General features: G+C 56.6%; 14 protein-coding genes and 3 pseudogenes. 13 read left to right on the top strand and 4 right to left on the bottom strand.

Translation table 11 applies throughout. The annotated features are described in order from the left end of the window. Positions 1-7 precede the first annotated feature (7 nt). Positions 8-1,576, bottom strand: a complete 1,569-nt coding sequence (locus tag AXF19_RS00540) for an AbgT family transporter (RefSeq protein ID WP_066843612.1) — start codon at positions 1,574-1,576, stop codon at positions 8-10. Positions 1,577-1,749: 173 nt separating this feature from the next. Here AXF19_RS00540 and AXF19_RS14845 point away from each other — a divergent pair. Continuing rightward, positions 1,750-1,854, top strand: a pseudogene (locus tag AXF19_RS14845) (secretion protein HlyD); the annotation flags it as partial. A gap of 66 nt (positions 1,855-1,920) precedes the next feature. Here the strand turns inward: AXF19_RS14845 and rpsT are convergent. Beyond that, positions 1,921-2,187: a 30S ribosomal protein S20 gene (gene rpsT / locus AXF19_RS00535; RefSeq protein WP_009438217.1), complete on the bottom strand. Its 267-nt coding sequence runs from the start codon at positions 2,185-2,187 to the stop codon at positions 1,921-1,923. 41 nt (positions 2,188-2,228) lie between these two features. Next, the gene (locus tag AXF19_RS00530; RefSeq protein WP_066843609.1) at positions 2,229-3,038 is read right to left on the bottom strand and encodes a cation-translocating P-type ATPase; all 810 of its coding nucleotides are present in this window, start codon (positions 3,036-3,038) and stop codon (positions 2,229-2,231) included. Between the two features lie 179 nt (positions 3,039-3,217). Between AXF19_RS00530 and AXF19_RS00525 the strand changes: the two genes are divergently transcribed. The 12 genes and pseudogenes from AXF19_RS00525 to AXF19_RS00475 all read left to right on the top strand — a co-directional run bounded on the left by AXF19_RS00525 (position 3,218) and on the right by AXF19_RS00475 (position 20,593). After that, positions 3,218-3,820: a TetR/AcrR family transcriptional regulator gene (locus AXF19_RS00525; RefSeq protein ID WP_066843606.1), complete on the top strand. Its 603-nt coding sequence runs from the start codon at positions 3,218-3,220 to the stop codon at positions 3,818-3,820. A gap of 19 nt (positions 3,821-3,839) precedes the next feature. Next, a pseudogene (locus AXF19_RS15930) lies at positions 3,840-3,953 on the top strand (secretion protein HlyD); the annotation flags it as partial. A 372-nt stretch (positions 3,954-4,325) separates the two neighbouring features. Next, positions 4,326-5,480: a glucose-1-phosphate adenylyltransferase gene (locus tag AXF19_RS00520; protein ID WP_066843604.1), complete on the top strand. Its 1,155-nt coding sequence runs from the start codon at positions 4,326-4,328 to the stop codon at positions 5,478-5,480. Positions 5,481-5,510: 30 nt separating this feature from the next. After that, positions 5,511-6,617, top strand: a complete 1,107-nt coding sequence (gene glgD / locus AXF19_RS00515) for a glucose-1-phosphate adenylyltransferase subunit GlgD (protein WP_066843595.1) — start codon at positions 5,511-5,513, stop codon at positions 6,615-6,617. 220 nt (positions 6,618-6,837) lie between these two features. After that, on the top strand, positions 6,838-9,303 hold the full coding sequence (locus tag AXF19_RS00510) for a glycogen/starch/alpha-glucan phosphorylase (protein ID WP_442983815.1): 2,466 nt from the start codon (positions 6,838-6,840) through the stop codon (positions 9,301-9,303). A 60-nt stretch (positions 9,304-9,363) separates the two neighbouring features. After that, positions 9,364-11,757, top strand: coding sequence for a 1,4-alpha-glucan branching protein GlgB (gene glgB / locus AXF19_RS00505; RefSeq protein WP_066843590.1), 2,394 nt, complete (start codon positions 9,364-9,366; stop codon positions 11,755-11,757). A gap of 111 nt (positions 11,758-11,868) precedes the next feature. Next, positions 11,869-13,314, top strand: coding sequence for a glycogen synthase GlgA (glgA, locus tag AXF19_RS00500; RefSeq protein ID WP_066849916.1), 1,446 nt, complete (start codon positions 11,869-11,871; stop codon positions 13,312-13,314). Between the two features lie 159 nt (positions 13,315-13,473). Then, positions 13,474-16,923, top strand: a complete 3,450-nt coding sequence (malQ, locus tag AXF19_RS00495; RefSeq protein WP_066843587.1) for a 4-alpha-glucanotransferase — start codon at positions 13,474-13,476, stop codon at positions 16,921-16,923. Positions 16,924-17,033: 110 nt separating this feature from the next. After that, positions 17,034-17,732, top strand: a complete 699-nt coding sequence (locus tag AXF19_RS00490; RefSeq protein WP_066843585.1) for a DUF2225 domain-containing protein — start codon at positions 17,034-17,036, stop codon at positions 17,730-17,732. Continuing rightward, positions 17,732-18,463, top strand: coding sequence for a hypothetical protein (locus AXF19_RS00485; RefSeq protein WP_066843582.1), 732 nt, complete (start codon positions 17,732-17,734; stop codon positions 18,461-18,463). Before AXF19_RS00490 ends, AXF19_RS00485 begins: the two co-directional genes overlap by 1 nt. Before the next feature lie 35 nt (positions 18,464-18,498). Continuing rightward, the gene (locus tag AXF19_RS00480; protein WP_066849913.1) at positions 18,499-20,103 is read left to right on the top strand and encodes a DUF4127 family protein; all 1,605 of its coding nucleotides are present in this window, start codon (positions 18,499-18,501) and stop codon (positions 20,101-20,103) included. Between the two features lies 1 nt (position 20,104). Next, the gene (locus tag AXF19_RS00475; RefSeq protein WP_066843580.1) at positions 20,105-20,593 is read left to right on the top strand and encodes a flavodoxin; all 489 of its coding nucleotides are present in this window, start codon (positions 20,105-20,107) and stop codon (positions 20,591-20,593) included. Between the two features lie 10 nt (positions 20,594-20,603). Here AXF19_RS00475 and AXF19_RS14840 read toward each other — a convergent pair. After that, positions 20,604-20,708 (bottom strand): annotated as a pseudogene (locus AXF19_RS14840) (secretion protein HlyD); the annotation flags it as partial. Positions 20,709-20,745: the final 37 nt, after the last annotated feature.

Below are 20,745 nucleotides of genomic sequence, written 5' to 3'. Positions count from 1 at the left end.
GCACCTCCTAGAACATCACGCGCGGGTACACATAGTCTGCCTGGAAGCCCAGTGGGATGTTGAGCCACCAGAAGACGTAGAGCATGATCGTCAGCGTGACGAGCAGCGTGATCGTATACGGCAGCATGAGCGAGCTGAGTGTACCGACCCCCGTATTTTTGTAGTATTTCTGACAGTAGACGATGATGAGCGGATAGAATGCAAACATCGGCGTGCAGACGTTGACGGCAGAATCGCTCACGCGGAATGCCGCCTGTGTCAGCTCAGGCGCAATGCCGACCGCCATCAGCATGGGGACGAAGATCGGCGCGAGGATCGCCCACTTGGCGGAGGCGGATGTGATGATGAGGTTGAGCGCGCCGACAAAGAGGATGATGCCGAAGATCGTCACCTGCGGCGGGAGCGCCAGTGATTTGAGGAATTCGGCGCCCGAAATGGCAATCAGTGCGCCGATGTTGGATGCGCCGAACGCATACATGAACTGTGCGGCAAAGAAATAGAATACGATGAGCTGGATGAGCGTCTTTGTGATCTCCTCCATCGACTGCGTGAAGTCCTTGGAGCTGCGGAACTTCCCGCTGATGATGCCGTAGACGATACCCGTTGCCGCCGCGAGCAGGAAGATGATGGCGACGATGGACTGCATGACCGGTGCCTTGAAGCTGGCGATGTTGCCCGACGGGTCACGCAGGATTGAGTCCTCGGGCAGGAGTGCGAGCACGAGGCCGACGAGCAGGAGCATGAGCACGGCGCTCGCGATGTAGAAGGCGCGGTTCTCCTTTGGCGTTACGGAGAGATCCTGCGCGGGCACGTCGATGTCATCGTCGACAGGACACGCCTTGCGGCACCAAGGTTCCACAACGCGCTCCGTTACCCACCAGCAGCCCGCAATGACGATGAAGGTCGAGCCGAACGCGTAGAAGTAGTTGCACAGCACGTTGACCTCGTAGGTCGGGTCGATGATCTGCGCCGCCATCTGTGTGAATCCCTGAATGACGGGGTCAATCGCCGAGGGCGTATAGTTGGCGGCGAATGCCCCTGCGATGCCTGCGAATGAGGCGCCGATGCCCGCGAGCGGATGCTTTCCCGTCGCGTAGAACATGTATGCCGCAATCGGTATGATAATCATATAGCCGGAGTCCGGTGCGAGGTGACTGAGCATGCCGACCAGGATAACAATGGGGGTGATGAGGCTCTTCGGTGTGATGGAGAGGATCTTCTTTAGCCCCGTATTGATGTAGCCCGATCCATCCGCGATACCGATGCCGAGCGTTGCCACGATGACCATGCCAAGCGGGGGGAATCCCGTGTAGTTCGTCACCATCTTCGTGAGCAGGGTCACGAGTGACGCCGCACTCAGCATATTGGTGATTTCGATGGGCGCGCCCGTCGAGGGATGCACGTAGTCAAAGTGCATCTGTGATAAAATGGCGGATGCAATACAGGTGATGATGAAAGCACAGATGAACAGCATCGTGATATCGGGGATCCGATTGCCCATCCGCTCGATCCAGCCGAGAATTCCACCGACCTCCGGTTTGCTCGGCGGAGCATTGTTTTGTGCTTCGTTCGTCATACATATACCTCCTACAGTATTTTCTGCTCCTATCAATTAAACTGGCAACACCAAATATTTCGACATAAATAAGGAAAATCCTTCTCATGGCATGAGGGCTCAGATGAAAGCCGAGGGAATCGCTGATAAAATGAAGTCCGTCAGATTGGCGCAGATTTTTTCGTCCGAACTAGGAGGCAAACCGGACGCATAGCAAAGGCTATGTAGAGGATTTGCCGACGAAGTACGGGCAAAAAAGATACGCTAAGATGGCGGTGCTGAATTTATCAGTGCTTCCCGAGATGTCCGCAAAAAAAAGACCGCTGTATGAAGAAACACTTCATACAGCGGAACCTTTTCTATGCTTACTGTGCCAGCGCGTTTACCTTCTTGGCAAGACGCGACTTCTTGCGTGCTGCAGCGTTCTTGTGATAGACGTTGTTTGCAGCAGCCTGATCGATGGACTTGTATGCCGCAACGAGGAGGTTTTTCGCCTCGTCTGCGTTGCCGGCTGCAACAGCGTCGTTGACGCTGCGGATGGCGCGGCGGACGCGCGTCTTTTCCGCAACATTGCGGGCACGGCGCTTGGCGTCAGACTTTACACTCAGAATGGATGCCTTGATATTCGGCAAATCGTTCACCCCCTCAACGAAAAATGTACTGCGTTATTCTATCACAGGGCTTTTGAAAATGCAAATTTTTTTTCGCGCACCTGCGCGGAGTGCAGACTCTCTGCGTTGAGGAGGACGAGGGCGGTGGAGGCTGCGTGCCAAAGCGCACCCGTGAAAGGGCTAAGGATGCCCGCTGCGGCAAGCCCGATGCCGATGAAGTTCAGCGTATATCCGAAGACTGCATTCTGCTCGATTTTCTGCCGCACCTGCCGTGCCGTGCGAAGAAGGAGCGGCAGCTGCGAGAGATCGTCGCTTGTGCATAGGATATCTGCATCACCGGCGGGGCTGCCCAGCACGATGTGCAGACAGTTCTCCTCTGATGTGCTGCGCTGCGCCGCTACCTTTTGAACGAGCGCAGTGGATACGGCAAAGGGATCACTGAGCGGGGGAAGCCCTGTCCGTATGTCGCGAATGTCTGCCTGTGCCGCAAGCTGTGCAGCGCCCTTTGCACCTCCGGGCGCGAGAAGTACGGGGTGCATCCCCATGCTGCGCAGTCTTGCAATGAGCTGCGGCACATCACTCTGCATCGTGTCTGCGGGGGCGATTGCCTCCGGCGTAAAGGCGATGTTCTCCATATGGGAGAGGCGTTCCGGCGTCCTGCTTGTCCGTATGCGGATGCCACGCTCTCCGAGGCTGCGGATCGCGGCGGATATTGCCGTCGGCTTTGCGCTGACAAAGGCGTAGGGACTGAATGCGAGGAGCGCGGTGAGGGCGCGGCTCAGATCGCCCGTGCCCCAGTAGATCAGTACGGCAACGCCGAGGACGACAGCGTAAGATTTCAGAAGTGTTTTATTGTTTGATTCGGTGTGCACGGTATGTGATCCTCCGTTTTCATCTTGTGCGGGCAATACACGCGTAAAAAACGAACTTGTTTCAGTTTTGAACATATAGTACAATGGAGGCGTAGAAAACGGAAGAAACACTTCAATGAAAATGTCCGTTATCGGACAAAATGCGCAATGTGTTCATGTGAACGATAGAAGGGAAGTCTATGGAGAGACGACGCAAGAAGACAAGACAGGCAATCCTCGCCGCATTTCAGGAACTCCTCGCGCACAAGCGCTACGAAAATATCATCGTGCAGGAGATCATCGAGGCGGCGGATGTCGGGCGCAGCACGTTCTACACGCATTTCGAGACGAAGGATCTGCTCCTGCGTGCCATGTGTGAGGATATGTTTGCCCATGTGCTTGAGGATGTCACGGACGAGGGCAGTCACGATTTCTCGCGCGACCGTGACAATCCGGCGGTGATTGTCTCCCATATGCTCTACCACATGCAGGATCAGCAGAAGAATATTCGGGGGCTTCTCACTTGTGAGAGCAGGGATCTCTTCCTGCAATACTTTCGCGACAAACTCCGTGAGACGCTGACCGCGCGCGGGCATGCACTCCTACGGGAGCATGCACTTCCCGACGGCTTCCTCATCAACCACATTACAGGCAGTTTCGTGCTGATGGTGGAGTGGTGGATGCAGAATGGCTGCCGCGAGTCCCCCGAGGAGATGGCGGAGATGTACGCGGCACTCATTACGCCAATTTTCAATATAAATAAAGGAATCGCTGATAAAATGAAGTCCGTCAGATTGGCGTAGATTTTTTCGTCCGAACTAGGAGGCAAACCGGACGCATAGCAAGGGCTATGTGGAGGATTTGCCGACGAAGTGCGGGCAAAAAAGATGCGTCAAGATGGCGGTGCTGAATTTATCAGTGCTTCCTAAAGCATGATGAATGGAAAAATTCGGGCTTTATGCAGGAGATTTTTCTTTGTCACCATCTTGATTCGATGGGAAACATAGAGTACAATAATAGTGTGATAAATATAGAAAATGGGAAGTGCAAAAGTCCCTTCTTACTTTATATTTAATTTGAAAAAGCCTGAAACGACAGTGAAAACTTGCAGGAAATTCGGCGTATTTATCGAATTAGTTATGTATCATAAAACGAAGTCAGGGAGGAACAATACGACCAAAATAAGTATGAACTCGTTGAAATCGGCAGGAATACGGCGAAGCGGATGGGTGTACGGCGAGCCCGACCGATTTGCCATTGCATATATGTTGGGGATACCACTCGGTATCTGTGAGGGGAGAAATACCTATGAGAAAAACAGAGTGCTTGGCAATGATTTTGGCAGGCGGACAAGGCAGCCGCCTTGGTGCGCTCACGAAGCGCGTTGCAAAGCCGGCGGTTCCGTTCGGGGGGAAATACCGCATCATTGACTTCCCGCTGAGCAACTGTGTCAACTCCGGCATCGAGAAGGTCGGCGTGCTGACGCAGTATCGCCCGCTGGAACTGAACCAGTACCTCGGCTCGGGCAGCGCTTGGGATCTCGACAAGCGCGACGGGGGGCTCTTTGTCCTGCCGCCCTATGCACGTGAGAAGGGCGCGGAGTGGTATCGCGGCACAGCCGACGCGATCTACCAGAACATCAACTTCATCGACATGGCGGATCCCGACTATGTGCTGATCCTCTCCGGTGACCACATCTATACGATGGACTATGCGTGGATGCTTGAGACGCACAAGAAGAACAAAGCGCAGGCAACCATCGGTGTCTTTGAGGTGCCGTGGGACGAGGCGCCGCGCTTTGGTATTATGAATACGGACGAGAGCGGACGCATTGTCGAGTTTGAGGAAAAGCCGGCGAAGCCGAAGAGCAATCTCGCTTCCATGGGTATTTATATCTTCAATCGGGACTACCTTGCGGAGTATCTGACGGCAGATGCAAAGAGCGAGACCTCGAGCCACGACTTCGGCAAGGACATCATTCCGAAGATGCTCGCCGACGAGGGGCGCCTCTACTCCTATGCCTTCAACGGCTACTGGAAGGACGTGGGCACGATCGAGAGCCTCTGGCAGGCGAACATGGATCTCCTGCAGGATGAGCCGCCGTTCGAACTCTCGGGCAAGTGGCGCATCTATTCGTTCAATCCGTCCATGCCGCCGCAGTTTGTCGGCAAGGAGGCAAAGATCACGCGCTCGATGATCAGCGAGGGCACGATGATCCTCGGCACGGTCGAGCACTCCGTGATCTTCCCTGGCGTACGCGTCGGCAAGGGCGCTGTCGTGCGGAACTCGGTGCTCCTTCCGTCTGCGGTTGTTGCGGACGGCGCGGTCGTCGACTATGCGATTCTCGCACAGCGCGCCGTGATCGAGGAGGGGGCGCAGGTTATCGGTGAGGAGTCGCAGATTACGGTCATCCCGGAGGGGGAGACGGTGACGGCTGCCTCGACCGAACAGCGTGTTGGCTGATTCGCACACAGAGAATGGAGTGAACATACAATGAACAGCGTGATGGGTCTCATCAACCTGCAGGAGGACGGAAGCCTTATTCGGGAACTCGCCGACCGGCGTGCCGTCGAATCCATTCCATTTGCAGGCCGTTACCGCCTCATCGATTTCGCCCTTTCGAGCATGGTCAACTCCGGCATCAACAAGGTGGGCATTATGCTCCCCGATGAGCCACGTTCGGTACTCGATCATCTGCGTTCGGGCAAGGACTGGGATCTGGCGCGCCGCCATGACGGCCTCTTCTATCTGCCGGCCGCCCCGGATGATGCACAGCGTCATAAGGGGGATCTCAAGAATTTCTATCACAATCTGGACTTCATTGAGCACGCCTCCTCGCGCTACATTTTGCTGACGAACGGCAGCTTTGTCTACAATATCGACTTTGCCAAGGTGTTGCGCTTCCATCAGAATACGGGGGCGGACATCACGCTCGTCTCGCATACGACGATCGATGAGAACACGGGCAACAACATCGTGCTCGACACGGCGGAGAACGGTCTCCTCCTCGATATTGCGGAGAAGCCCGTCGCCTATCAGGGCATGAAGGTGTCGATGGGCATCTACCTGATGGACAAGCGCGCATTCGTTGAGATCGTACGCCATGCATACGAACGCGGCGGACTCGACTTCATGCTCGACGGGATCATTCGCCGTGCATCCGACTACACGATGTTCGCCTACGAGCATGACGGCTATATGGCGCATGTGGACTCCATGTCAACCTACTATCGTGCGAATATGGAGATCCTCGATCCCGAGGTCTGGCAGAATCTCTTCATGGGTGAGCGCCCTGTCTACACGAAGATCAAGGACGGCGTGCCTGTGCAGTACAAGGAGACCGCAAAGGTCACAAATTCTCTCATCGCGAACGGCTGCATCGTGCGCGGTGAGGTGGAGAACAGCATCCTGTTCCGCGGGGTAAAGGTGGGCAAGGATGTGAAGATCCGCAATTCGATCATCATGCAGAAATGTGACATTCAGGATGGAGCGCTCGTAGAGAACGTTATCTGCGACAAGAACGTCGTGATTACGGCGGAGAAGTGGCTGAAGGGAGCTGCGGAGTATCCGCTCGTGATCAAGAAGAATATCACGATTTAAAGAAGAGTTTGTTTTGCCGTTAGCGGTTCCTGCCCCGTTCCGACATCCGGAACGGGAGGGACTATAACGGCTTCTTGTTTCTAGGAATTGCTGATAAAATGAAGTACGCCGGATGGGTGCTGAATTTATCAGCGCTTCCCTAATACTTCTTATGGGGATTCCTGCCGCAGGCAGGAAAAGAAGGCTGGGGAAACAAGAGAATGGAAAAGGAGTGGACGATTTGGCACAGAAGGATCAGGTCAACCGACCGACAGGGAAGGCTCTCGAGACGATGAAGAAGATCTTGAAGAGCCGCTTCATCACAACCGCGCATGTTATGTTTGGCCGCGAGGTAGAAGAACTGACGGAGGTCGAGATCTATAAGACGATCGCGGCAACCGCCAAACAGTCCATCTCGGATAATTGGATCAAGACGAATAAGCAGTATGGGGAACGCAAGGAGAAGCAGATCTACTATTTTTCCATCGAATTCCTGCTTGGGCGCCTCTTGAAATCCAATCTTATCAACCTCGGCATTGAGGAGGCCCTGCGGGAAGTCCTCGGCGACTTCAAGCTGAAACTCTCCGATGCCTACGAGGCGGAGCCGGATGCAGGCCTCGGCAACGGCGGCCTCGGCCGCCTTGCGGCGTGTTTCATTGACTCACTCGCGGCGCATCGTCTGCCGGGGCACGGCTGCACGATCCGCTATCAGTACGGGCTCTTCGAGCAGAAGATCGTCGGCGGCAATCAGGTCGAGATTCCCGACAACTGGCTGCGCGACGGCTTTGCGTGGGAGTACCGCAAGCCGGACAAGTCCGTCGATGTCAAATTCGGCGGCAATGCCTATATGCGCGACATGGGGGACGGCAAGCTCGAGCTTGTGCACGAGGACCCGATGATCGTCATGGCAGTGCCGTACGATATGCCGATTGTCGGCTACCACAACGCGACAGTCAATACGCTGCGTATGTGGAATGCGGAGGTCAACCGCGACTTCTCCGACTACGGTATGCTGACGCAGGAGCAGATCCAGCAGCGCAACGACTACCGCAGCTTTGTGGAGTCAATCACGCGCTATCTCTATCCCGACGACAGTACGTTTGAGGGACGCCGTATGCGCCTCATTCAGGAGTATTTCTTCGTCTCCGCCGGCGTACAGAGCATTGTCCGTCACTACAAGAAGACGGGCATGAGCATCTATGACTTCGGCAAGAAGATCGGCATTCACATCAACGACACGCATCCCGCGCTCTGCGTGGCGGAGCTCATGCGCGTCCTCGTCGATGAGGAGGAGCTGACATGGGAGGATGCGTGGGCGATCACGCGAGACACGATCGGCTACACAAACCACACGATCATGCCCGAAGCGCTGGAGACATGGAGCGTGGATATGTTCCGCCCGCTGCTCCCGCGCATCTACATGATTATCGACGAGATCAACCGCCGCCACCTCGAGGAGGTGCGCCGCCGCTATCCGAACAATGAGGACAAGGTGCGTGCGCTCTCCATCATACAGGACGGCGTGATCCACATGGCGCGTCTCTCGATTGTCGGCGGGCACAGCGTCAACGGCGTTGCGAAGATCCATACGGGTATCCTGAAATCCACAACCCTCAAGGATTTTTACGACTATACGCCGCGCAAGTTCAACAACAAGACGAACGGCATCACACATCGCCGCTGGCTCATGGGGGCAAACCCCGAACTCGCGGATCTGATCGACACGATGCTCGGCAGCCGTGAGTGGCATCGCCATCCCGAGAAGATGGACGGACTGCACGACCATGTTGCGGACAAGAACTTCCGCGAGCAGCTCATGAAGATCAAACATCTGCGCCGCGAGGGACTCGCACGCTACATCGAGCAGCACAACGGGGTGAAGCTGAATCCGGATTCGATGTTTGACATCCAGGTCAAGCGCATTCACTCCTACAAGCGGCAGCTGATGAATATTCTGCACATCATGTACCGCTATCACCGTGCGCTCAGTGAACCGGGATTCCTGACGCAGCCTGTGACCTACTTCTTCGGCGGCAAGGCAGCCCCCGGCTACTACATCGCGAAGGAGACGATCCGCCTCATCAATGTCGTTGCTGACCGCATCAACAAGGACAAGCGCGTGAGCGACTTCATGAAGGTCATCTTCATCGAGAACTTCGGTGTGTCCATCGGCGAGCTGGTCTATCCCGCAGCGGATGTCAGCGAGCAGATCTCGACCGCATCGAAGGAGGCCTCGGGCACGGGCAACATGAAGTTCATGATGAACGGCGCGATCACGCTTGGAACGCTCGACGGTGCGAACGTCGAGATCCGCGATGCAGTCGGCAATGACCACTGCGTCATCTTCGGCCTCAAGGCGGAGGAGGTCATGAACTACTATGCGACGGGCGCGTATTCGGCGTGGGATGAGTATCACACGAACGAGAAGGTACGCACGGTGATGAACCAGCTCGTCGACGGCACTTACGGAGATTTCCGTTCGCTGTATGACTATCTCCTGCACGCGAACGATGAATTCTTTATCTTGAAGGACTTCAATGCGTACGACAATGCGCGCATCGAGGTCATGCGGCGGTTCAAGGACAAGGATGGCTGGGCACGCACGGCAGCAATGAACGTCGCGCACTCCGGCGGCTTCTCGTCCGACCGCACGATCGACGAATATGCACGCGAGATCTGGGGCATTCGTCCCGTTATCATCTCGTAGCCATACGGGAGTGCGGTGGATATCCGCACCCTTTACGAGGAAAATACAGGAGGGGATCGTATGAAAACATCTGCACTCAGTGAGTTTGATCTGTACCTCTTTCATCAGGGCACAAACTATCATGCCCAGGAAATGCTCGGCGCTCACTTCATAGAGCAGGACGGCAAAAAGGGCGTCCGCTTTACGGTGTGGGCACCGAATGCGAAGGCGGTCAGTGTCGTCGGCGAGTTCAATGACTGGAACGTCTTCATTCATCCGATGAACCGCATGGATGACGGCGAGATCTGGGAGGTATTCGTCGAGGGGCTCGGCGAGGGCGAGATCTACAAGTACGCCATCGAGCCGCAGTGGGGCGGGCCGCGCATCATGAAGGCGGATCCCTATGGGTTCTATGCCGAGAAGAAGCCGCAGACGGCATCCCGCACCTACGATATGAACCACTATGAGTGGAAGGATGAGGCGTGGCAGAAACGCAAGGCGGAGGAGTCCTCGTATGAGCGTCCCATGCTCACCTACGAGGTGCACGCGGGCTCTTGGCGGCGCACGCTTGAGGGCGACTACCTCTCCTATCGTGAGCTGGCAGATCAGCTCATCAGCTACGTCAAGGACATGAACTACACCCATATCGAGTTCATGCCTCTCTGCGAGCACCCCTATGACGGTTCGTGGGGCTATCAGGCGACGGGCTATTTCGCCGTGACGAGCCGCTACGGCACGCCCGATGACTTCCGCTATCTGGTCGATACGGCGCATCAGAACGGCATCGGCATCATCATGGACTGGGTGCCCGGTCACTTCTGCAAGGATGAGCAGGGGCTGCGCCACTTCGACGGCAAGAACCTCTACGAGTCCGACAATGAGACGCGTGCAGAGAACTGGGAGTGGGGCACGACCAACTTCGATTACGGGCGTACGGAGGTGCAGAGCTTCCTCATCTCGAACGCACTGTTCTGGTTCGAGGAGTTCCACATCGACGGCCTGCGCATCGATGCCGTTGCGAATATGCTCTACCTCAACTACGGGCGCAAGGACGGCGAGTGGCAGCCGAACAAATACGGCGACACGGGCAACCTCGAGGCGATGGACTTCCTGAAGAAGCTCAACGAAACGATCTTCAAGTACCATCCACAGGCGCTGATGATCGCGGAGGAATCGACCTCGTGGCCGCTCATCTCGAAGCCTGTCTACATGGGCGGCATGGGCTTCAACTACAAGTGGAACATGGGCTGGATGAACGACATGCTCTCCTACATGAGCCTTGATCCGATCTATCGCAAGTGGAATCAGGACAAGATCACGTTCTCCCTCATGTATGCGTTCTCCGAGAACTTCGTCCTGCCGCTCTCGCATGACGAGGTCGTGCACGGCAAGTGCTCGCTCATCAGCAAGATGCCGGGCGACTACTGGCAGAAGTTTGCGGGGCTGCGCGGATTCTTCGGCTACTGGATGGCGCATCCGGGCAAGAAGCTGCTCTTCATGGGTGGCGAGTTCGGACACTTCATCGAGTGGAACTTCGACGACAGCATGGACTGGCATCTCGTCGAGCAGTATCCGATGCACACGAAGATGCTCGCCTACTCGAAGGCTCTTAATAAATTCTACGTCGACAACAAGGCACTCTGGCAGGTCGACTTCGACTGGAACGGCTTCCAGTGGATCGACTGCAACGACAGCGAGAACAGCATCATCGCACTCGTCCGTCGCGCCGAGGATCGCAGCGACTTCATCGTCTGCGTGCACAACTTCACGCCCGAGGTGCGTCACGGCTACCGCATCGGTGTGCCGACGAAGGGCACCTATGTCGAGGTCTTCAACTCCGACGAGGAGCAGTACGGCGGCAGCGGCGTGCGCAACACGGGCGATATTGTGAGCGAGGACTATGCGTTCCACGGGCGCGAGCAGTCCATCGTCATCACCGTTCCGCCTCTGGCGACGACGTTCTATCGTCTGAAGCGGCAGAGCGGCGCGGGAACGCCCGTCAGCGAAGTACCTGAGACGGTGGATGCCGTGGCAAAAAAAAAAGCAATGACTTCTAAAACTGCGGATGCAGCAGCAGAGAAGACAGAGGACGAAGCCCCCAAGAAGGCTGCGTCCAAGAAGCGCACTGCTGCGAAATCTGCGGTCGCAGAGGATGCTGTAAAGCCTGCGGCAAAGAAGACGACGCGTGCTGCTGCAAAGACGGAAGCGGCGGAAAAGCCCGCAAAGAAGACCACGGCGAAGAAGACCGCCAAGTCTGAGACGAAGGAGATGGCGGAAGCAGAAAAACCCGTGAAGAAGGCTACGCCGAAGAAGTCTGCCAAGGCAAAGCCTGCGGATGCCGAGAAAAAGGCGGCGAAGCCGGCGGCAAAGGCGACGAAATCCACAGGGATGACGGCAACAAAGAAAAAGCCCGCGCGCAAGACTGCCGCAGAGGCGGAAGACAAGCCAAAGAAAACGCGTGCGGCAAAGGCGTAAGGCACGCTGCACGCATTGAATAGGAGAATGACGAAAGCTGCGAAACACAGTATGATAAACTCGCGGGGGATGGTTACGGCATCCCTCCGCGAGATAAAGGAGGATATTGGGATGAAGGTACTTTATGTAGCATCGGAGGCAGTTCCCTTTGTCAAGACCGGCGGTCTTGCGGATGTGGCGGGCTCGCTCCCTGCCGCGCTTGTAAAGGATGGGGTGGACTGCCGCGTTATTCTGCCGAAGTACGGTGCGATTTCCGAGGAGATTCGGAAATCGATGGAGCATGTCTACGACGGGATTCTGAACGTTGCGTGGCGGGATAAGTTCGTCGGTATTGACAAGTATGTGCTGGACGGCGTGACCTACTACTTCGTGGACAACGAGGAGTATTTCAACCGCGAGGGGTTCTATGGGTATCCCGACGATGCCGAGCGGTTCTCGTTCTTCAGCCGCGCTGTCCTCAACCTCCTGCCTGCACTGGATTTCTGGCCGGACATCGTTCACGCGAACGACTGGCACTCTGCGCTCGTCCCCGTGTTCCTAAAGCTCGAGCATATGGACGATACACGCTATGCCGGCATCAAGTCGCTCTTTACCATCCACAACCTGAAGTATCAGGGGGTCTTCCCGAAGGATGTCATGACGGATGTGTTGGGGCTTGACTGGCAGTATTTCAACAACGGCGACTTCGAGTTCTTCGATGCGGTCAACTTTATGAAAGCCGGCATCATCTACGCCGACTATGTGTCGACCGTCAGCAAGACCTACGCCGAGGAGATCCAGTACGACTACTACGGAGAGCATCTTGAAGGACTGTTGCGCAAGCGCCGCGAGGAACTATTCGGCATCGTGAACGGCATTGACTACGATGTCTACAACCCCGAGACGGATAAGAACCTCTACGTCAACTACAGTGTGAAAAAGGCGGTCGAGGGCAAGAGTGACAACAAGGTGCGCCTGCAGCGCGATCTGGGACTCCCGGAGAACCGCCGCACGCCGATGGTCGCAATGATCACACGCCTCGTGGCGAACAAGGGGCTCGATCTTGTCGTGCGCGTGCTGGATGAGATCCTTCAGCACGAGAACGTGCAGTTCGTCCTGCTCGGTACGGGTGACCGCGGCTATGAGGACTGGTTCAAGGAACTCGCGTGGCGCTATCCGAACAAGGTGTCGATCAACATCCGCTTCTCGAATGAGCTTGCACAGCGCATCTATGCTGCATCGGATATCTTCCTCATGCCGTCCATGTTCGAGCCATGCGGTCTCGGACAGCTGATCGCCATGCGCTACGGCACCATTCCCGTTGTGCGTGAGACGGGGGGGCTGAAGGATACCGTCGTCCAGTTCGACCGCTCGGACGTGGACAAGGGCAACGGCTTCCTGTTCTACGAATACAATGCGCATCAGATGATGTATGCCCTCAAGCGTGCTCTTGCGGCATACGGCAATCTGCGCGAGTGGCGGCAGCTCATCTTTACTGCAATGCACAGTGACTTCAGCTGGAAACGCTCGGCGAAGGAGTACGAAAAGCTCTATGAGCGCCTCCTGCTCGAGGGCTGACATGTGTCTTTTCACACATCCGATTTGTGCGTGGGTTGTCCTAGTTTGAGTCTTTCGTGACGCACCCCCTATGAAACCGCTGGTGAATTTGGTTCAAATAAGAACATTTGATTCTCCAGTGGTTTCTGTGCGTTTATTTTTAGGAAAGGAGAGGGTGCTATGCTGGAATCGTATCAGGTGGAGCACAACTCACAGAATATTTATTTTCGCTCCATCGTCGGAGCGGCGGAGGCGGGGAGTCGTCTGCGGCTCGGCATTCGCATTCGGACATTCGAGCCGATCCATCAGGTACTCGTGCGCCTCTGGCAGGATCAGACGGGGGAGCGTCTGATCCCACTTGAAACAAAGGACGGACAGAACGAGCAGAAATTCTATACCGCATGGTTTGAGCTGCCGGACTATGGATGTCTCGTTTGGTATTACTTCATCATCACAATGGAGAGCGGCACCTATTTCTACGGGAACAATCCGGAGATGCTGGGAGGTGTCGGCACACTCTGCAACGCTGCACCCGAGTCCTATCAGATCACAATCTACAACAAGGGAGCGCGCACGCCCGACTGGTTCAAGAACGCCGTTATGTACCAGATCTTTCCGGATCGCTTCGCGCGTTCGGGTGACACCATCGTCCGCAAGAAGGGCGCGGTCATCCGCGCGGACTGGACGGACGACCCCATGTATCTCAAGGATCCTGACACGAAGGAGATCATTGCCTATGATTTCTTCGGCGGGAATCTGCGCGGCGTCATAGAGAAGCTCGACTATCTGAAGTCTCTCGGAATCTCGTGCATCTACTTCAACCCCGTCTTTGAGTCCGAGAGCAACCATCACTACGATACGGGAGACTACCACAAGATCGACCCCGTGCTTGGCGATATTGAGGACTTTCGTGCCCTCGTCACGGCGGCAGAGGAGCGCGGCATCCGCATCATCCTCGACGGCGTATTCAGCCATACGGGCAGCAACAGCATCTATTTCAACCGCCAGCATCGGTACAGCTCGCTCGGCGCGTACCAGTCGAAGGAGTCGCCGTACTACTCGTGGTACCACTTCCGCAACTATCCGAACGAGTACGACTGCTGGTGGGACTTCGACACGCTGCCGAACGTCAACGAGACCGACCCTGCCTACATGGACTTCGTCATCACAGGCAAGGACAGCGTGCTTCACCACTGGATGAACGAGGGGATTGCGGGCTGGCGCCTCGACGTGATCGACGAGCTCCCGCCGACGTTCTCCAAGACGTTCTTTGCCGAGCTCAAGAAGCGCAACCCCGATGCCGTCATGATCGGTGAGGTCTGGGAGGATGCCTCGAACAAGGTCGCCTACGGGACGCCGCGCGAATACCTCTCTGGGAGCGAGATGGATTCGGCGATGAACTATCCGCTGCGCACGATGATGCTCGACTTCCTCACGGGCGCGGTCGATGGACGCCAGACAGCACGACGGCTCGCAAGCCAGATCGAGAACTACCCGAAGGAAAATCTCTATGCGATGATGAACCTCATCGGCAGCCATGACGTACAGCGCGCGATCACCGTACTCGCCGGCGTCCCCTACTATGAGGGGATGCCCGCCATCGAGCAGTCGCGCGTGCGCATGACGCCGGAGCAGTTCGATCTCGGCTCGCGCCGCCTCCTCATGGCAACCCTCTGGCAGATGACCTATCCCGGCGTGCCGAGCGTCTACTATGGCGACGAGATCGGCATGGAGGGCTTCAAAGATCCGTTTAATCGCCGCCCCTACGACTGGGTGCATGGCAACAAGGAGATCCGTAGCTGGTTTGAGCGTTTTATCGCGATCCGCAACGAGAACGATGCACTGCGCACGGGCGATATCCTGCCGCTCTACGGTGCGGGTGATGTCATCGCCTACGCACGCACCATTCGCTCGGGCTACGATGTGTTCAATCAGGAGAAGGAGGACGGTGTCTTTATCGCCGCATTCAACCGTAACCTTACCGAGACGCAGACCATTGATGTGGAGGTGAGCGACTTCGCCTGCGGCGTGTTCGAGGATGCGTTCAAGCCCTCGCGCACATACGAGGTGGAGCGCGGACGCCTGCGGATCAAGATTCCGCCGCTCTTTGGACTCCTCCTGCGTCAGCGTGAGGAGCCGCAACGTTACGAACGTAAGGCGGGTGTCCTCCTGCATCCGACCTCCCTGCCGTCAAAATACGGCGTGGGCGACTTTGGCAAGGAGGCATATCGCTTCCTCGACTTTCTCGCCGAGGCGGGGCAGAAGATCTGGCAGATTCTGCCGCTCAGCCCCGTTGGACATGGCTATTCGCCCTATCAGTCCATCTCCGCATTCGCGGGCAATATCATGATGATTGACCCCGAGGATCTTTCCGCGCGCGGCTGGCTGACAGAGAAGGACCTCTTCCTGCCATACGAGGCGAACACGGCGTTCATCGACTTTGAGCGCGTCAAGCAGTTCAAGAAGGATCTGCTCGAAAAGGCATTTCGGACGTTCCGCAAGAAGAGTGCAAAGGACAAGGAGTTCCAAGCCTTCTGCGAAAAAGAGGCGTACTGGCTGGATGACTACGCCCTCTTCCATGCGGCAAAGAAAGAATACGCACGCAAACCTTGGACAGAGTGGCCGGATGAGATCAAGCACCGCGATCCCGCTGCGCTTGCGGCACTTGCCGAGCGGCAGGGGGATGAGGTGGAACTGGATCGCTTCAAGCAGTACGTGTTCCATCTCCAGTGGAATCGTCTGCACGATTATGCGAAGAAGAAGGGCATCGAAGTCCTCGGCGACATGCCGATCTTTATCGCGCAGGACAGCGCGGATGCGTGGGCGCATCAGCACCTCTTTGACCTCAATGAGGATGGTACACCGCGCACGGTTGCGGGCGTACCGCCCGACTACTTTGCCGCGAATGGACAGCTCTGGGGCAACCCGCAGTACAACTGGGACGCGATGAAGGCGGAGAACTACGCGTGGTGGAAGCGTCGCTTTCACAAGCTGCACGAACAGGTCGACATCATTCGCATCGACCACTTCCGCGCATTCGAGTCCTACTGGTCGGTCGACGGCAAGGCGACGACCGCGATCAACGGCCGCTGGCTCAAGGGACCGGGCAAGCCCTTCTTCGATGAGATTGAGAGGGAGCTTGGTGAGATGAACATTGTCGCCGAGGATCTCGGCATCATCACGAGCGAGGTTGAGCGTCTGCGTGACGACTGCGGCTTCCCCGGCATGAAGATTGTCCACTTCATGCTTGAGCCGAACGAGTCGGGACGCGTCGGCTTCGTTACGCCCGAGAACAGCATCGTCTATACGGGCACGCATGACAACAACACGACCGTCGGCTGGTTCACGCGCGACATCGACGAAGTGATGCGCGAGACCCTTGCAAATCTCATGGGCACGACCTCGGATCGCCCGAAAACCATCTGTAAGCGCCTCATCAAGGCGGCGTACGCCTCCCGCGCCCGCATGGCGATCATCCCCATGCAGGATCTCCTCGCCCTCGACGAGCGCGCCCGCATGAACACCCCCGGCACCGTCGGCATCAACTGGCGTTGGAGTCTCAAGAAGGACTACCTCCTCGAACTCGACCCGAAGAAACTCCAAGCTCTCTGCGTCCGCTACCATCGGTGAGCCGCACAGGGAGCAGAACAATCCCCTTTGCATTTCGTTGCAGAGGGGATTCTTTCCTTTTTCCCTATTTTATGGTATGCTAGACTCAATTTCGGTAGGGAGGAAGTACGATGGCGGAGTATACATATACGGTTGAGAAGCCGTGCCCGGTCTGCGGGAAAAAAACGCATGCGACGAAGATGAAGGCGCGCCTTATCACGCTGGGGACGGATGAGGATTTCTGCGTACACTATGAGGGGGTGAATCCCTACCGCTACCGCGTCTGGCTGTGCGAGCACTGCGGTTTTGCCGCCGATGAGAAACAGTTCACGGAGGAGCCGCTGAACCCGCGTGACAAGGCGAAGATACAGGAGCTTCTTGAAGGGCGTACGATACATCTGCCCTATAGCGAGGAGCGCACGGTAGAGGAGGCGATCCGCGCCTATAAACTCGGCATCTACTTTGTCGAGCGCCTCGGGTGGCCGCTGCAGAAGAAGGCGGGCTACTGCATGGGCATGGCATGGGTCTATCGCGATGCGGGGGAGCATGAAAAGGAGGCAGAGGTGCTGCGCCTTGCCGCCGAGTTCTATGAGAAATCGGTGATGACGGAGCACTATCCGATCAATGGCATGAGTGACAGCATGGCGCTCTATATCGCGGGGGCGGCATACTATCGCATGGGCGATTATGAGAAGGCGACGCAGATGCTCTCGCAGATCATGAGCGATCAGGAGGTGCGCAAGAACGATGTGAAACTCTTCGAGCGCACACAGAACCTCTGGCTCGAGCTGCGCGAGAAGAAGGCGGAAGCGGAGAAGGCAAAGAGTTAATGGTCATTGACATTCCTGCAAATTTCATCGAACAGGTGAAGAATATCGACTGGAGCGGTGTGCGCGAGGCGGTGAAAGACTACGGCCCTGCGCTCACGGTGCTGCGCGACACATGGGATCGCGAGACACTGGCGCAGATTGCCGAGGGACATCTCTTCGTCCGCGACTCTGTGCTAAACGAGGCGATTGCAAAGAACATCGGGACGGAGGGGACGGTGCGGAGCATTGTCTTCCGTTCTAGGGCAAACGGGCGTCTGGATCTCACCTGTACGACATCGAAGAAATATAAAAAAATCGAACTCTCGGGCACGATTGAGGAGTTCGTCCACGCCGGCGACAAGTCCTATGCGGTCTATCGCGTGCGGGAGAAGAACATTCCCGATCATGGCTTTGTATCGTGGGTGTTCTCGCGTGTCTCACTGTCGTTGGTGGAGCGCATGATGGGGCGTTTCGATGTGTCCGATACCGTGCTCGTGGAGATTCACGGGAATAAGGTATATGTTGATTTTCACGAGGTGCTTGCCGCATCAAAGCTCGGACAGACGACATTCCAAGGGCATAAGCTGATGGACATGATCGAGATCGAGGGCGCGTCGGTGCAGGAGGGCGGCATCATGTTCGACACGAAGCTGAATGTGCCCGATGATGTAAAGGAAGCTCTGTGGGCACTCGTTCGGGAAAGGGGAACTGCCGCCACTGAGGACGGCACAGGAGAAGGAGGAGAACATTGAGGGGATTTGTTTTAATTCGTACACTCTGTATTGCAATGACGGCACTGTTGCTCGTGCCGCAGGTGGTTGATGCGGCAAAGAAGGAGCCGATCACGGACAAGATCGTCTTCGTGCCGCATGACAGTCGCCCGATCTCGAGCAAGCAGACGGCGGATGTTGTGCAGCGTGTCGGTTATGATGTCGTTGTTCCTCCGGCAGAGCTGCTCGGGAATCGCGAGGATTGGGGACATCCTGACGAACTCTGGACATGGCTCGATACAGCGCTTGCACAGCCCGGGGTAAAGGCGGCGGTCATCTCCTCGGATGCGATGATCTACGGCAGCCTCGTCGGCTCGCGCAAGCACTCCTATTCGCGCGATCAGATTCTCGCGCGCGCGGCGCGGTTCGACGAACTGCGGCGTTCTCATCCGAAGACACCGCTCTATGTGTTTGGCTCCATCATGCGGACGCCGCGCTCGGGCGAGGCATCGGGGCACGAGGAGCCGGAGTACTACCGCCGCTACGGGGCGGATATCTTCCGCTACACCCTCCTGCGTGACAAGGAGGAGGTCGAGGGGCTCACGCGCCGCGAGCGCAAGGAGTATGATTTCCTCGAGCGTCTGATCCCGAAGGAGGCGCTTGCCGATTGGCTGGGGCGTCGCGAGAAGAACTATGCGGTGAATGAGTATCTGATCTCCCTCCTCCGCAAACACGATACATTCCGCTATCTGACCCTCGGGCGCGACGACAATGCGCCGTTCTCGCAGACACATCTCGAGAGCCGTCATCTGACGGAGGCGGGTGCGGATCTCGGCAAGACGCGCTTCCAGACGATGGCGGGCATCGATGAGATCGCCCTGCTTATGCTCACGCGCGCGGTGAACGAGCAGAAGCATGAGATCCCCTTTGTCTTTGCACGCTACAACTGGGGGCGCGGTGCAGATACCGTGCCGGCGTACTCGGATGAGAAGATCGGCACATCAATCTCGGATGCCGTGCTTGCGGCGGGCGGCATGATGGTGTGCGCACCGGAGAAGGCGGATGTCGTGCTCGCGGTGAACACGAATCCTGATGGGCGTACATACGAGGCGAATGCCATGCTCAACGATGGGACGCCGCGTGAGGGTACGGCGTATTTTGCCGATATTGTCGCAGACTATGCGGCGAAGGGCTATCCTGTCTCCGTTGCTGACATTGCATTTGCGAACGGCTCCGACAACGCCCTGATGGCGGAGCTGCAGAAGAGGGGACTCCTCTATAAGATTCAGGCGTATGCGGGTTGGAATACGCCGACGAACAGCTCCGGCTTTGCCCTTGGCGAGGGTATGCTCGTCCGCCATATGGACGCGGATTCGATCGACCATCTCCTCACAACGCGCTATCTCGATGACTGGGCGTATCAGGCGAATGTCCGCAATACGATTGCGCGCCAGCTCACATGGCTGCGCGGGGACGGCTTCTACGGCAGTCTCGGGACGAAGATGGATGCGGTCTCCATGCGTTCGACGCGCATGATGAACCGTTTCATTGAGGAGAATCTGCCGCCGATTGCAGAGGTGGACTCCGTCATCGTGACATTTCCGTGGAACCGTATGTTCGAGTCGGATATCCTGCCGGAGGATCCGGGCTTTGCGCAGGAATACCTTGCAAGGAGAAAATAGTATGTATGGAAAAATGCTGATCGCCTACTTCTCTGCCTCTCCTTCACGGCGGACAGAAACAGTTGCGAAGAAAATTGCGGATGTGATTAGTGCCGACCTCTATGAAATCGTGCCTGCTGAAATATATACACAGGACGATCTCAACTGGAACAATGATAAGAGCCGTTCGAGTGTGGAGATGCGCGATCCCGCGAGCCGCCCTGCGATTGCGGGGGCGTTGCCCGACCTTGCGCAGTACAGCGTCGTCTTTGTCGGATTCCCGATCTGGTGGTACGTCGCGCCGCATATCATTAACACCTTCCTCGAGAGCTATGACCTTACGGGCAAGATCGTTGTGCCGTTTGCGACATCGGGGGGGAGTTCGATGGGACAGACGACGGCACATCTGCGTCCCTCGGCAAAGGGCGCGCTGGTGAAGGAAGGCCGCCGTTTCGAGATGGGCGAGACGCCGATGGCGATCAACTCGTGGATCGCGGCGCTGGGGATCTGAGGAACAGTAAAGGAAGCACTGATAAATTCAGCACCGTCATCTTAGCGCATCTTTTTTGCCCGCACTTCGTCGGCAAATCCTCCACATAGCCTCTGCTATGCGTCCGGTTTGCCTCCTAGTTCGGACGAAAAAATCTACGCCAATCTGACGGA

Source organism: Selenomonas sp. oral taxon 126 (genome assembly GCF_001683335.1).
Lineage (GTDB): Bacteria > Bacillota > Negativicutes > Selenomonadales > Selenomonadaceae > Centipeda.
This window is presented reverse-complemented; position numbering and strand designations above follow the sequence as displayed.

Excerpts from the sequence above, each read along its gene's own strand:
- AXF19_RS00540 (WP_066843612.1), bottom strand. The coding sequence starts at position 1,576 with ATGACGAACGAAGCACAAAACAATGCTCCGCCGAGCAAACCGGAGGTC.
- AXF19_RS00525 (WP_066843606.1), top strand. The coding sequence starts at position 3,218 with ATGGAGAGACGACGCAAGAAGACAAGACAGGCAATCCTCGCCGCATTT.
- AXF19_RS00520 (WP_066843604.1), top strand. The coding sequence starts at position 4,326 with ATGAGAAAAACAGAGTGCTTGGCAATGATTTTGGCAGGCGGACAAGGC.
- glgD (WP_066843595.1), top strand. The coding sequence starts at position 5,511 with ATGAACAGCGTGATGGGTCTCATCAACCTGCAGGAGGACGGAAGCCTT.
- glgB (WP_066843590.1), top strand. The coding sequence starts at position 9,364 with ATGAAAACATCTGCACTCAGTGAGTTTGATCTGTACCTCTTTCATCAG.
- glgA (WP_066849916.1), top strand. The coding sequence starts at position 11,869 with ATGAAGGTACTTTATGTAGCATCGGAGGCAGTTCCCTTTGTCAAGACC.
- malQ (WP_066843587.1), top strand. The coding sequence starts at position 13,474 with ATGCTGGAATCGTATCAGGTGGAGCACAACTCACAGAATATTTATTTT.
- AXF19_RS00490 (WP_066843585.1), top strand. The coding sequence starts at position 17,034 with ATGGCGGAGTATACATATACGGTTGAGAAGCCGTGCCCGGTCTGCGGG.
- AXF19_RS00485 (WP_066843582.1), top strand. The coding sequence starts at position 17,732 with ATGGTCATTGACATTCCTGCAAATTTCATCGAACAGGTGAAGAATATC.
- AXF19_RS00480 (WP_066849913.1), top strand. The coding sequence starts at position 18,499 with ATGACGGCACTGTTGCTCGTGCCGCAGGTGGTTGATGCGGCAAAGAAG.
- AXF19_RS00475 (WP_066843580.1), top strand. The coding sequence starts at position 20,105 with ATGTATGGAAAAATGCTGATCGCCTACTTCTCTGCCTCTCCTTCACGG.